We start from the raw sequence: 13,323 nt of genomic DNA on the forward strand, positions 1-13,323 counted from the left end.
CTGCCTAAAAATAAGGCAGGGCAAGTAAAACACCTGGGTCAGTTTTGGATCGGCACAACTTCTATAAGTGGGTCAGTTTTCGGTCGGCGTCAACAGCCATTGCAGCCTCTTGCGACAAAATTCATTGACGCAATCGACTTGGTTCATTTTCGAAATTGGCCTCAAAAGCAGACGTTTGATTCGCTTGGCACTGTCAATCTGCTTGTAGGAAGCAATGGGGTGGGGAAGACTTCGATGTTGGAGGCCATTGAGTTCTTCTATTGTCAAGACAACGCTAGAACCACGGCCCCTGGTTCAGCTCACGTAAGAATCAGACTCCAAGATTCCGCGAAATGGCTTGATACCAAGGTATCGGCCAATTCAGCAGAGGCCAAACAACGAAATTTGGATTGGTACGGGCAACGGGACTTGAAGGGCAGCACTCTCAAAAACAGTTTCGCACGCTTCAATTTTCTGGCCACTGACGATGCTGCCACGCTTGGACAAAAGGACGCAAAGATTAGTTTCGAGGAAATGCTGTCTCGGCTTGTAGCGGGTCCTCAAACGGCCGAGCTCTGGGATCACATATCTCGCATCCAACAGCCGGTCGCCGCAGAGCTGGCACGCATTCAAACAGGTCTTCATGAGGCAACAAAGAGGAAAGGAAACATAGCGACTCTGATCAAGACCGCAGAAGCATCCCCACGCGCCTCTGATTCCGATTTCTCTGCACTAGCAGAGGATCTTTTGCGACTCCACTGGATAGAAGAACCAGCGAGAAATACTATTGCCTCTGTTTCTGTACCAGCATTGACGAGAGCATCTTCAATTATTCGGGAGCTTCTGACCGCGAAACTCGGATTGCAAGTCGTGTCGCCCGCAACCGTATCAATTGCACTGCAGACGGTGAGTTCAGCGTTGACGACTGCTGAAGAGAGGGTTAATGAGCTCGCTGAAGTTGATTTGAAGATACGCACTGGACGCGCTTTGGAGGCCAAATTGAAGCGAGAGATCGAAGCCTTCAAGTCGATACAACAGGCGCAACAACTGGGAGCGTTTAGCTTGACGCGCGATCTTGACCGATTGAATAGGCAGCACAGCGCGTTGAAGGCAATCGTTGGTTCAGAAGCAATTCCAATCGAGCGTCCAATTTGGTTTGATACTGCGGCAGGCACGCTTGGCGAGCAATCCTCTTCTGTCATTGAGCAGAGCAAGGAGCTTAAAAATGAAATTTTGAGACTTAACGAAGAACTCGTATCTGCGCGTGCCGCACAAGAAGCAACCACGTCATTGGTCGCGGAGCTGCGTACGCTAGCTATTCACTATTTGCAAAGCAACCCAAGTCACAAGGATTGCCCTGTTTGCGCAACCTCCTTCGATCCAGGCCAACTCCTTCAGCGACTAAAGACGGTGGCGCTTGAGGCGTCAGCGGAAAAGACAGCTCCCATACTGAACGGACTTGAGGCGGCAAAGCAAGCCTATTCACTGGCGGAATCCAAACGACTCACCCTCACTTACTTACTAGCTTACGCGAAGCGAACCGAGTTTTCGACCGAGAGCATGACTATGCACGAGGTTCATTCGAACTACTTAATGCAACGTGAAAGATTTGAGGAAACTCATCGATTACTTTCTGAAGTTGCCCAACGGATATCTGATCTGACGAGTGCTGGAGTAGCCCTAGGTGGAATTGCGGAACTTCTGCAGCTTGCCCAAGACTTAGGGATAGACGCGTTCGCATCCAATAGCGCTGACCAAGAATTGCTGAATAAGGGCGAAGAACTCCGAACCGTCATCAATTTGCTTCATGAATATGCAGCCGATGAAGCTCGCTTGATGTCGTCAATCCGCTTCACTCTTTTGTCGGATGGCGAGACAAATCTCGGGCTTGATCACATTCTGGAAGAATCGCGTGATCGCCGCAAGCTACTGCAGAAGGCGAAGGAATTGATTGAGGAATTAGGAGCATTCGTGATGTTGGAGGAATCAAGTGATGCCACATCGATTGCTGTAAAAATCGAAAGCGCAAAAATCGCAGCAGAGCGATTTGCCGCAGCGCTCGTCACTGAAAATTCCTCCAGAGCGGCCGAGACAAGTGCGAGAGCGCAACTTACACAGATTGAAGTTGAGATATCCGAATATGAGGACACCGCAAAGCGGCTCAAACTCGCGTCGGCTGAACTTACGGAACTCAAAAGTGATGATTCCCTAACCGATGCCACCAACACTGAGCTACTCGGTGTACAGGCAACGACTGACACGGTATTTCGGAGAATCCATTCCCCCCACGAATATGGTGTGCAAAGAAATTCCCACGCGCCCCTATTCCGCCTTGACGCTCCGAACAAATCGGTAACGCTTCGCGACATAAGCACAGGACAACGCGCCGCGTTTGTGCTGTCGGTCTTCATGGCAATGAATTCAAAACTTCAGACCGCACCACCAGTACTGCTGTTCGACGATCCCATTGCCCATGTCGACGACTTCAACTCACTTTCATTTCTGGATCACCTTAGAGATGTCGCGCTCATGGGAAACCGGCAAATCTTCTACGCAACTGCGGACGCAAGGCTTGCGGGACTTTTTGAACATAAGTTCTCTTTTCTGGGCAATAAATTTCGGCGGTTTGATTTGGTTAGGTAACGCCTCATCGACACCTGGTTGCTGTTCCATGAGCGGTCGACAACCCCCCAAAAAAAATGGCCGGTATGTTCAGACAGATACAAGTCCAACCAAAAAAAAGAGGCTCCGTCGCCATGCATGAAATCATCTGTCCACACTGCAGCAAAGCCTTCAAGATCGACGAAGCAGGGTACGCCAACATACGCCAACATCCTCAAGCAGGTGCGTGATGGCGATTTTGATAAACAGTTGCACGAGCGGCTGGAGCTGGCCGAGCGGGAAAAGCGCGACGCGATTGCCTTGGCCGAGGCCAAGATCGCCAATGCGCTGCAAAGCGCTGCGGCCCGCAAAGATGCAGAGATTCAGGCCTTGCAGGCCCAGCTCGCTGCCGGTGAGGTAGCCCGCAAGCTGGCGGTGACAGAGGCTTTGGGCGCGGTCAGCAAAGAGCGCGATGGGCTGGCGAACGCGCTGGAGCAAGCGCGCACGGCGCAGCAAGCTGCTGCTCAATTGGCCGAGGCCAAGCTGGCCCATGCGCTGCAAGGGGCTGCCGCCAAAAAGGACACCGAGATTCAGGCGCTGCAAGCCAAGCTGCAGGCCGGCGACGTGGCGCGCCAGTTGGCCGTGAATGAAGCCGTGGGTGTGGTCGCCCGGGAGTGCGATGGGTTGAAAAACGACCTCAACCTCATCGCCGTGAAAAATCAGCTGGAAGAGAAAGCCATCAAGGAGCAATACGCCTTGCAGCTGCGCGACCGTGATGGGGAGATTACGCGCCTGCGGGACATGAAGGCGCGGTTATCGACCAAGATGGTCGGTGAAACCCTGGAGCAACACTGCGAAATCGAGTTCAACCGCATCCGTGCTGCCGCCTTTCAGCGAGCGCATTTTGAGAAAGACAACGACGCCCGCACCGGCAGCAAGGGCGACTACATTTTTCGCGACTCGGACGAGTCAGGCACCGAGATCGTCTCCATCATGTTTGAGATGAAGAACGAGAGCGATGAGACGGCGACCAGGAAGAGGAACGAAGATTTTCTGAAAGAGCTGGACAAGGACCGCACTGAAAAGGCGTGCGAATACGCGGTGCTGGTGTCGCTGATTGAGCCGGAAAGCGAGTTGTACAACAGTGGCATCGTCGATGTCTCGCACCGCTATCCGAAGATGTACGTGGTGCGGCCGCAGTTCTTTGTGCCCCTGATCACGCTGCTGCTCAATGCCGCTTTGAACGCGATGAAGTACAAGTCCGAGCTGGCGCTGGTGCGCTCGCAGAACGTGGACATCACGAAGTTCGAAACCCAGCTCGACGAATTCAAGATGGCGTTTGGGCGCAATTGGCGCTTGGCCTCCGAAGGCTTTGAAGAAGCCATCAAGCGCATCGACGATGCGATCAAGGACCTGGAAAGAACCAAGGAAGCACTGCACAAGTCAGCGAACAATTTGCGACTCGCCAACGACAAGGCCGACGATCTGACAATCAAGAAGCTCACACGGGTCAACCCCACGATGGCGGCAAAGTTTGCCGAGCTGCCGGGCAGCATGACGTCGGCTGAGACAGAATAGGACCCGCTGGATTGTCGAGGGAGTCTCGATGACACAAGCCCTGCGTGCCGGGCCGAGAGATACGGCGAATTGCTTCTGATTTGACAGCTGGTTGTGCATACTACACTAGGGCTTCAGCCCGATTTGGCACTCAACCCTGCACCGACCGCGCCCCCACCTTGAACTGCAATCCCAGCGCGTGCATGACTTTGACCACTGTCGCAAAGCTGGGGTTGCCTTGTTCGCCCAGCGCCTTGTAGAGCCCTTCCCGGGTGATGCCGGTGTCGCGGGCAAGTTGCATCATGCCGCGCGCCCGTGCAATGTCGCCTACGGCTTTGGTGAACAGGGCGGCGTCTTCTGGCGCTTCGTCCATGCAGGCCTGAAGGTACTGAGCGCAGTCTTCGTCAGATTGCAGATAGTCGGCGGCTTCAAAGGGTTTGATGCCAAGTTGTGTGGCGGCAGTGGGGTTCATCAGATTACTCCTTCAAAAGTGTGACCATGTGCTGTGCTTTGGCAATGTCGCGCTCCTGGCTGGACTTGTCTCCACCGCCCAGTGCAATCACCACGGTGAGGCCGTCTTTCCAGCAATAGACGCGATAGCCTGGACCGCTATGCAGGCGAAGCTCGACAACATCGCCGCCAACCGGCTTGCAGTCGCCCCAGTGCCCCAAAGACAATCGGGCCAGCCTCGCCAAAACCTGCTTTTGCCCTACTTTGTCCCGCAATGCAGCCAGCCATGTGTCGAAATCGGCTGTGCGGAGGATTTGGAGCATCCTTAAAATGTAATCTATGGTTTACATAATTGCAAGCAGCAAGATTGTTCCATCCGATTTGACTTAACGCACAAACGGAACACTCTCGCCCATGGCTACCGACACCCAATCCCGGCGCGTACTGGGGCTTGCTGCACAGCAGGGGCTGCTAAGGGCCAGCCAGTTGCAAGCGCTGGGCGTTGCGCGGGTGGTGCTCACGCGGCTAACCGCGAGCGGTGCGTTGGAGCGTGTGGGGCGCGGGGTGTACCACCTGCCTGGCACGCAAAACGCCGAGCATGAAAGCCTGGCCACCATTGCGGTCAAGGTGCCGCAGGCGGTTTTTTGCTTGGCTACTGCCTTGCAGATTCACGGGCTCACCACGCAGCTGCCGCGCCAGGTGTGGATCGCCATGCCGCAGGGCAGCCACGCACCCAGGATGGATTACCCGCCAATCAAGATGGTGCAATTCTCGGGCGCCGCCTATGCCCAGGGCATTGAGGTGGTGCAGGCGGACCAGGTGGCGCTGCGTGTGTATGGCGTGGCCAAGACGGTGGCCGATTGCTTCAAGCACCGCAACACGGTGGGACTAGATGTTGCGCTGGAGGCTTTGCGTGAGACTTTAAGCACCCGCAGGGCCAGCGCAGACGAGCTGTGGCGGTTTGCCAAGGTGTGCCGCGTGGCCAATGTGATGCGGCCGTATCTGGAAGCCTTGGGGCACGGGGGTCTTGCTTGCCAAGCCAACCAGAGTTTGAGCGCCGCGAACTTGGTCGCGACCTGAACAGCTTCAGCCCGTTCGCCCGCGATGTGCTGATCAACCTGCCGAATGTGAAAGACCTGCACACCAGTTTTTCGCTGGGCGAAGTCAAAGCCAACGGCGCGCTGCCGCTGGGGCACTTGTTGCCGTCTGCAGTCAGAAATTCAAGCAAATAACGGCTTTTGCGCACGATGGGCGTGCGCAAACAGCTATTAAATTTATAGTGAAAACGAAAAAACCCGGCCTCCGCAGGAGACCGGGCAACCGGCTGGGCCGGAAATAGCGCTGTTATTTTTTCAGCGTTAGCCAGTTCAAATCATCACGCATTGCTCAGCTTCATCTGGGCCGGCTCGCAGGTCAGGTAACCGACGGCGGCACCAAACTTGTCCTTGTAGTTGGCCTTGACCAGCGGATCGAGCGTGGCCTTGACGACGCTGTGGATGCTGCCCCAGTCGCCGGCATGCTGGAAGTTGCTCATGATGTAGGTCCAGCCGTTCAGTTCGTCCACCGCATGCAGGCCGGTCGATTCTCCGCCCGCCGGAATCGACATGACGCGCGACAACGCCTTGGTATCGATGTGGTAGGCCCAGAGGAAATTGTTGACGTGCTGGCTGCTGTCCTCGCCGATGAACAGCGTGCGCATCTTCTCGGAAAATTTCAGGTTGTCGGGGTTGGCGATTTTGTTCGGGTTGGCGGTGTTGCCCAGCGCGTCAGACGTGATGTCTTCGCCGGCCAGGAGGGCTTTGGTGTCCACCGGCATCCACTCGGTATTGATGGCCGTACCCTTGTCGTCTTTCTGGCCACCCTTGAGGTTCAGGGCCATCACGGCGCCCGCCACCAGTGCCTTGGGCACCGAGATGCCGTTGCCGGGCACATTGGCTTTGTCGCCCGCCACCATGGATGCCTGGATGTTCTGCAGTGCCGAATAAGCAACCTTGTCCTTGATATTGACGGTGGTGCCTTCCATCTTCGTGAAGCCCAGGCTGGCGCCTACATACGCGGCATAACGGTGGGTTTCGAGAAAGGCAGCGGCTTTTTCCATGCCGGCATTGAGCTTGATCCACTCGGCCCGGCCATTGGAAACCACTTTTTTGAACGCCGCGTCCACCGGATCGGTGCTGCGCACGTCCATGATGTCGGTGGGCTTGATGCCGCCATCCACCAGGGCGCGAACCTCAGCGCTGGTGGCGCTGCCCAGCTTGATCCAGGTCAGCGCGGCGGCTGCATCGCCCGGGACGATGGAAAAACCCGTTCCCACCTTGGCGACGTACAGCGAACCGGCGGACAGATCCTTTTCCTGGTCGGCCACGAATACGAAGTAGCCGCTGTTGGTGGCGTCGTCGCCCATGAACACCGTGCGGTTGTCGGGCATGACCTGCACCAGTTCGTGCGAAATGCGGCCCAGGTTGTAGTGCTTTTTGATGGAGGCGGTGCCGTCAGGGTTGACAGTCACTTCAGGCATGTGGCCGTAGTTGTAGGGGTTGGCCCTGGCTGCGTCGCCATACAGGTTCTTGCTGAATTCGTCCATGAAATTGCTGGCGCGTGAGGCGAAGGCGTTGGGTTCGTACTCTTCGCTGGACAAGTGGGTGCCCCAGGGCGAGATGCTGGCGCCGCAGGTGATCCACAGGCCATTGACGCCGGACGTGTCGACGTTGTGGTATTTCACCAGCGACAGCTTGCCGGTGGTGGGGCTTTGGTCGAGCGTCAGCACCGCGATGGGTGACGGCAGCCTGCCATACATGCCCGTCGTGCCATCCTGGGCGCTACTGGTGTACTCGAACTGGACCACGGCAAACACGGTATTGCCCGTGACACCGGCAACCTTGGCACCCGGCACCGTCAGCAGCGACGTGCCATCGGGAGCGTCAGAGAAAAACTGGCGCTCCTTGCCCGCTACGGTGTTGTCCATGATGGGCTTATTGTTGATATCCACATAGCCACCCGCCAATATTTTTCCGCCCTTGCCATCGGCCACCAGGTCGCCGGTGACAAAGAAAGGCTGGTAGGCCAGCTTGAAATCAAGCTTGCTGCTGTCGCTGTAATTGACCGTCATCGTCGAGCCGACGGTGGTCGTGGCCATGGCGGCTGCGTTGGCCAGTGTCGGCGCGGACATGGAAGAAAAACTCACGCTGCTGTAAGTGGCCAAGGCCACCGGAGCGGCAATCGCATCATCGCCACCGCCGCAGCCGGCCAGCAGAAAGCTTCCGGCAAAGGTGGTCGACAAAGGCAGCATGGGCGCACCCGCAAAAAATTGCAGGGCACGGCGACGGGACAAGGTGGCAACAGGTTTCATGGGTTTTTCACTCCGGGCAAATGAGACTGCGCGCGGCGGAAATGGCCGGCGTCAGCGGGATAAATCACCCGCGTACTGTCGCCTGTCCATATTTCAACTTGATGACACCCTGCCGTGCCCGGCACGCACTCAGTCGCGCATGCAGCGCACCACCACCAGCGGCGGCTGCAAATACTGCAGCACCGCCTCGCGCCCGCCCTCGCCCGCTCCGAACTCGGCGCGCAACCGCGCATTGCTGTAGACCGTCTGCGCGCCCTGGCCGCCGGCATCGCGCAGCAGCACATCGTCGCCGCGCGCGCCTTTGAGCACGGCGGTGTCATTGACAAACCTGACGGTGAACTTCACGCCCTGGTCACAGCGGTACACCGGGGTTGATGCGGTGGCTGGTGGCCCGCCACCCGTCAGGCCGGCGCAACCGGCCAGTGCCGCGGCACCTGCGAGCAGCAGGCATGACGCCATGCGTTTGCCCAGAAGTTTGTTCATGTTTTAGTCTTTCAAGGTTTATTTGGGCCACAGCGCCCACAAGCGAAGCGGCTGGTTGACACGCGACGCCAGCAGGCCAGCGTCAACGCCTGTGCCGGCAAAATAATCGGCCCTCACAGCGCCGACGATGGCGCTGCCGGTGTCCTGCGCCAGTACCAGCTTTTGCAGGTTGGCGGCGCCGCCGCGCGACGCCAGCCAGACCGGCGTGCCATACGGAATGCTGCCCGGATCGACGGCAATCGAGCGGCCCGGCGTCAGCGGCACACCCTGCGCGCCCTTGGGGCCAAAGGCGGCGTCGAAATCACTCAAAGGCTGCTCCTGGAAAAAGGTGTAGCGCGGGTTGCTCCAGAGCATTTGCTGCACACGCTGGGGATTTTTAAACGCCCATACCTTGGTCGATTCCACCCAGGGCGCGAGCATCTTGCCTTCGCCCTGGTTGAACAACCACTGGGTGACACTGCGAAAAGGCTGCTCGTTCGAGCCGGCATACGCCACCCGGACGACACGCTGGGAACCGTCGGGCTCGGTTATGTTCAGCCTGCCCGAGCCCTGGATATGCAACGACATCACCTCGACCGGGTCGTCCACCCAGGCAATCTCGCGCCCCCGCAGCGCAGCCCGCGCCTCGGGCAGGGTGTCGATTTCCTGGCGTGAAAACCACGGTTTGCGGCTGCCCAGGGTGGCCGGCGTGCGATAAACCGGCACCCCGTAGCCGGCGCCGGGCAGGCGGCTGGCCTTGAGCACCGGCTCGTAGTAGCTGGTCAGCAGGCCATCGGCGCTGCCTTGCAGGGATTCGACCCGGTAGGGCTGGAGCCGGGCGACCATCCAGTCGCGCTGTTCCTGCGCCGAGGCGATGCTCAGGCGCCTGACTTCACTGCACAAGGGGGCAAACACCGGACCGGGCCGCTCGCAACTCTTGATCCAGGCGTTCCAGGCTTCAAACAGGGTGTCTTCTTCAAAACCCGGCAATTCGGCCCAATGCACCGGAACCCAGCGGCTTTTGCTCAAGAGCCGGGGCGGCGGCAGCGGCCCGGCATCGTCCGGACGCACGGCAGTTGGAACGGACACGCTGTCTGGCATAGACGCAGGCGGCAAAGGCACGCTGGTGCAGGCGGCCAGGAACAGGGCAGCGGCGATAATCGACACCTTGCGCCATGACGGCCTCAACCCCCTTGGCCGCTTCATGCTTGCTGCCGCTTTCCAGGAATCAATCATGGCTTTGCTTTTACTCGAAGCGCTCGGTGCGCTGCTGCTGCTGGTGTTCATTGTGTGGTGGACGATGTTTTCGGGCCGTCAAAAAGGCGAGCTGAAGGACGAATCGGAGCGCGTGACGCCAGACCCGGAAAAAGAAAAGAAATAAACGGCATCTGCTACAGACTGCGCAGCAGATTGGCCAGCTCGACCGCCGACTTGACGCCCATTTTCTCAAAAACCCGGGCGCGGTGCACTTCAACGGTCCGCACGCTGATGTCAAGCTGGTCGGCCACCAGCTTGTTTGGCAGTCCTTCGATCACCAGTTGCATCACCGCACGCTCGCGCTCGGTCAGGCCGTCCAACTGGGCGCGCAGGCCGGTGGCCTGGCTGTGCTGGACCAGCGCGGCGGCCGACTGGCTGAGCGCCTGCTCGATGCGGTCCACCAGCGCATTGTCGGAAAACGGTTTTTCAAAAAAATCAAACGCGCCGCGCTTGACCGAATCGACGGCGGTCGGCACATCGGCATGGCCGGTCAGGAAAATGACCGGCAGGGTCGGCAGCAGGCCGTAGCCAATCAGCTTTTCAAACATCGCCAGTCCGCTGAGCCCGTTCATGCGCACATCAAGCAGCACACACGATGGCGAGCGTACCTGGAAGTTCTGCGACACCCGGTCGTCAAAGGCTTCGCCGCTGGCAAACGACTCGCTGGGCAGCCGCCGGGAGCGCAGCAGCCAGGCCAGCGCGTCGCGCACGCCCTTGTCGTCGTCAACGATGTAGACGGTGGCATTGTGAATCGGTTCCATGTCAGCTTTCTGCGGGCGTGTGGTGCATTGCGTCCCCTGCTGCCGACCTGGTGACGGCCACCGGCAGGGTAAAGATGAAAATGGTACCTTGCGGCCGGACGCTTTCATAGCCAAGAAAGCCGCCATGCTGCTCGATCACCGTGCGGCACAGGCTCAGGCCCAGGCCCATGCCTTCCTTCTTGGTGGTGAAAAAAGGGGTGAACAGCTGCCGGGCCACCTCGGCGGAAATGCCTTCGCCCTGATCGATCACGGCAAACTCGATCCACTGGCTGTGCGCGTTCGAGACAGCCGGCCGGATGCGCAAGGTCAGCACCTTGCCGGACAGCGCCGGTGCCGGCTGGCCGGTTTCGTCGCTGCTGTGCATGGCCTGCATGCCATTGCGTGCCAGGTTCAGCAGCACCTGCTCGACCATGGTGCGGTCGCACAGCACCGGCGGGCAGGTTTCATTGACTTCCAGGTTGATGCGCACGCCGAGCTTGCGTGCCTGCAGGATCACCAGCGGCATGATGGCGTCCAGCAGCGCACGCGGCGCGACCGCCTCGCGCACCCGCTCGCTGCGGCGCACAAAGTCATGCACGCTCTTGATCACCTTGCCGGCACGCTCGGCCTGCTCGGCAATGCGGCGCATTGCCAGCTGCAGGTCATCAGACAAGGCCGGCGCATCGGGCGCCTGGTCGCCCGCCGACGCCTGCGCCAGAAGGTTGAGCGAGCCGGTGGCGTAGCTCGAAATGGCCGCCAGCGGCTGGTTCAGCTCATGGCTGAGCAAGGACGCCATCTCTCCGACCATTGCCAGCCGGGCGCTGGCCTGCAGGCGGTCCTGGCTGGCACGCGAGACTTCCTCCGTGCGGCGCTGCTCGCTGACATCCAGAATGGCACTCATCCAGCCGGTGTGCTTGCCCAAGGCATTGATCAGCGGCGCTTCCATGATGAGCACCGGAAAGCGGGTGCCGTCCTTGCGCATGAAGACCGACTCATGGCCCTCGCGCGGCAGGTGGTTACCAGCCAGGCGTATGGCCTGGCGGTGCTGATAGACGCCTGCCAGCTCGGGCGGCCAGTAGGGCGACGGCATGCTCTGGTTGAGCAGTTCCTGGGCATCAACGCCGACCATCTGACAAAAGGCCGGGTTGACATAGGTGATGCGCCCTTGCAGATCCCGGGCGCGCAGGCCGGTTAGCAGTGAGTTCTCCATGGCCTTGCGAAAGGCCAGCGCCTCGCTCAAATCGTTCTCGACCTGCAGGCGCCGCCGCATGTCACGGCCCAGCAGGAACAGCACGGCCATCAGGGCAAGCGACATGGCGGCCACCAGCGCCGTCAGGATGTTGGGAAACAGGGCGGGCGTTCCCAGCCGGCTTTCCATGCGCAACACGAAGGTGGTGCCTGGCAGGTCAAGCAGTTGCCGTGCCACAAACATGCGGCTGGCGCGCGCCGGCACGCCGTACAACGCCAGGCGCGTACCGTCCGCCTCGGTCAGCGACAGGCCAACACCTTGCGACAGTGGTTTGCTGACCAGTTCGCTGAGCAGGCTCTGCAGCGAATAGGTGGCCACCGCATAGCCGGTCACGCGGCCTGCGTCGGTCAGGGGCATGCACATGTCGTACACCTCCATGCCCAGCCCGTCGGATTGCGGCACAAAGTAGCTGGTCGAATACACCGGGCCGCTGATCCGGCGGGCAGCGGTGCAGGCCAGGCCGACATCAGCCTGCAGGCTGGTGCGGTCGAGCTTCTCAAACACAGACTTGCGAAACGGGGTCTCGACAAAACTCAGCATGTCGAGCTTTTCGTTGCGCCACTCCAGCCGCAGGATTTCCCGGTGCTCGTGCAGCAGCTGGGCTGCGGGCACATGCCAGGCTTGGGCGCTGCGCTCGCGGGCATGCAGCGCCTGGATCGACTGAAGGTTGCGGTTCAGGCCGGAGCGGATGTCGGTTGCGGCCATTTCCGAATGGTCTTCCAGCCGGCTTTGCACCAGGCTGGATTCGTAACGCCCGGCCAGCCAGACCAGCAGGCCCAGCAGGGCCACCACCAGCGCCAGCAGCAGCAGCCAAAGGGAACCACGCCGGCTGGCCCAGCCGGCAAGTCCGGGAGACTTCAGCGCCATCGGCTCATAACACCCTGTGGTTCAGGGCGGGCAGGCGCTGGCGAACCTCTTGCAGCCGGCTGGCCTGCACTTCACTCATGACCACCCCCGGGCCCTCGGCCTGCACGGCCAGGATCTCGCCCCAGGGACCAACCACCATGCTGTGGCCCCAGGTGCGGCGGCCGTTCTCGTGCACACCGCCCTGTGCCGCTGCCACCACGTAGGCCAGGTTTTCAATTGCCCGGGCGCGCAGCAGCAACTCCCAGTGCGCCTGGCCGGTGATCCAGGTAAACGCGCTGGGCACCAGCAGCACATCGGCCTTCAGGGCGCGGTAAAGCTCAGGAAAACGCAGGTCGTAGCAGACGCTCAGGCCAACCGTGTAGATGTGGCCATCGCGCGAGGCCAGCTCGAAGCGCACCGGCTGGTTGCCGGGGTCGAGCACGCGGGTTTCGTCATGCGCTTCGCCGCCATGGTCGAAGCGAAACAGGTGGATCTTGTCGTAGCGCGCGACGCAGGTGCCCGAGGGCGCATAGACAAGCGAGCTGTTGCGCGCGCGACCGGCATCGCCAGTGGCCGTGGGCAGCGTGCCGCCGACAATCCACATGTCCAGCTCGCGCGCCGAGCGGCTCAGGAAGTCCTGGATCAGGCCACTGCCAGCGTGCTCCCGGACCTTCAGCTTGTCGGTGTCCTGCAGGCCCATGATGCAGAAATATTCGGGCAGAACGGCCAGTTCGGCGCCCTGCCCGGCCGCCTGGGCCAGCAGCCGGTGCGCTGCGTCCAGGTTGGCCTGTACGCCGGTGCCTGAGACCATCTGGATGGCAGCTATTTTCATG

At 59.8% G+C, this 13,323-nt stretch carries 11 protein-coding genes and 2 pseudogenes; 5 read left to right on the plus strand and 8 right to left on the minus strand.

All coding sequences use genetic code 11. The features are described from left to right. On the plus strand, nucleotides 1-2,622 hold a 2,622-nt coding region (locus IWX87_RS15775), incomplete at its 5' end, for a hypothetical protein (protein ID WP_196864486.1). A gap of 113 nt (nucleotides 2,623-2,735) precedes the next feature. Further along, a pseudogene (locus IWX87_RS15780) lies at nucleotides 2,736-4,158 on the plus strand (DUF2130 domain-containing protein). Between the two features lie 130 nt (nucleotides 4,159-4,288). Here IWX87_RS15780 and IWX87_RS15785 read toward each other — a convergent pair. Both IWX87_RS15785 and IWX87_RS15790 read right to left on the minus strand, forming a co-directional pair. Beyond that, entirely contained in the window at nucleotides 4,289-4,609 is a 321-nt protein-coding gene (locus IWX87_RS15785; protein WP_196864487.1) for an addiction module antidote protein, read from the minus strand. Nucleotides 4,610-4,613: 4 nt separating this feature from the next. Further along, the gene (locus IWX87_RS15790; protein ID WP_196864488.1) at nucleotides 4,614-4,910 is read right to left on the minus strand and encodes a type II toxin-antitoxin system RelE/ParE family toxin; all 297 of its coding nucleotides are present in this window, start codon (nucleotides 4,908-4,910) and stop codon (nucleotides 4,614-4,616) included. Between the two features lie 91 nt (nucleotides 4,911-5,001). Between IWX87_RS15790 and IWX87_RS15795 the strand changes: the two genes are divergently transcribed. Next, entirely contained in the window at nucleotides 5,002-5,667 is a 666-nt protein-coding gene (locus tag IWX87_RS15795) for an AbiEi antitoxin N-terminal domain-containing protein (protein ID WP_196864489.1), read from the plus strand. Beyond that, nucleotides 5,655-5,819: pseudogene (locus tag IWX87_RS15800) on the plus strand (Lrp/AsnC family transcriptional regulator); the annotation flags it as partial. The gene IWX87_RS15795 and the pseudogene IWX87_RS15800, both read left to right, overlap by 13 nt. A 143-nt stretch (nucleotides 5,820-5,962) precedes the next feature. On the opposite strand, the gene IWX87_RS15805 reads toward IWX87_RS15800, so the two are convergent. The 3 genes from IWX87_RS15805 to IWX87_RS15815 all read right to left on the minus strand — a co-directional run bounded on the left by IWX87_RS15805 (nucleotide 5,963) and on the right by IWX87_RS15815 (nucleotide 9,685). Next, nucleotides 5,963-7,936, minus strand: coding sequence for a PhoX family phosphatase (locus IWX87_RS15805; RefSeq protein ID WP_196864490.1), 1,974 nt, complete (start codon nucleotides 7,934-7,936; stop codon nucleotides 5,963-5,965). Between the two features lie 129 nt (nucleotides 7,937-8,065). After that, nucleotides 8,066-8,419: a hypothetical protein gene (locus IWX87_RS15810; RefSeq protein ID WP_196864491.1), complete on the minus strand. Its 354-nt coding sequence runs from the start codon at nucleotides 8,417-8,419 to the stop codon at nucleotides 8,066-8,068. Nucleotides 8,420-8,437: 18 nt separating this feature from the next. Beyond that, nucleotides 8,438-9,685 (minus strand): murein transglycosylase A, encoded by a 1,248-nt coding sequence (locus IWX87_RS15815; protein WP_196864492.1) that lies wholly within the window; start codon nucleotides 9,683-9,685, stop codon nucleotides 8,438-8,440. Here IWX87_RS15815 and IWX87_RS15820 point away from each other — a divergent pair. Then, a complete protein-coding gene (locus IWX87_RS15820) occupies nucleotides 9,633-9,779 on the plus strand; it encodes a hypothetical protein (RefSeq protein ID WP_196864493.1) in 147 nt (48 codons plus the stop codon). The two genes, IWX87_RS15815 and IWX87_RS15820, sit on opposite strands and share 53 nt — an antisense overlap. 10 nt (nucleotides 9,780-9,789) lie before the next feature. Here IWX87_RS15820 and IWX87_RS15825 read toward each other — a convergent pair whose 3' ends face one another. The 3 genes from IWX87_RS15825 to IWX87_RS15835 are packed head-to-tail and all read right to left on the minus strand — an operon-like array spanning nucleotide 9,790 to nucleotide 13,322. Further along, on the minus strand, nucleotides 9,790-10,416 hold the full coding sequence (locus IWX87_RS15825) for a response regulator transcription factor (protein ID WP_196864494.1): 627 nt from the start codon (nucleotides 10,414-10,416) through the stop codon (nucleotides 9,790-9,792). A gap of 1 nt (nucleotide 10,417) precedes the next feature. After that, the gene (locus IWX87_RS15830) at nucleotides 10,418-12,511 is read right to left on the minus strand and encodes a nitrogen regulation protein NR(II) (protein WP_196864495.1); all 2,094 of its coding nucleotides are present in this window, start codon (nucleotides 12,509-12,511) and stop codon (nucleotides 10,418-10,420) included. Between the two features lie 4 nt (nucleotides 12,512-12,515). Beyond that, complete coding sequence (locus tag IWX87_RS15835) at nucleotides 12,516-13,322, minus strand: carbon-nitrogen hydrolase family protein (RefSeq protein WP_196864496.1); 807 nt, start codon at nucleotides 13,320-13,322, stop codon at nucleotides 12,516-12,518. Between the last annotated feature and the right edge of the window lies 1 nt (nucleotide 13,323).

The sequence above is a fragment of the Polaromonas sp. CG_9.7 genome (assembly GCF_015752205.1).
Lineage (GTDB): Bacteria > Pseudomonadota > Gammaproteobacteria > Burkholderiales > Burkholderiaceae_C > Polaromonas.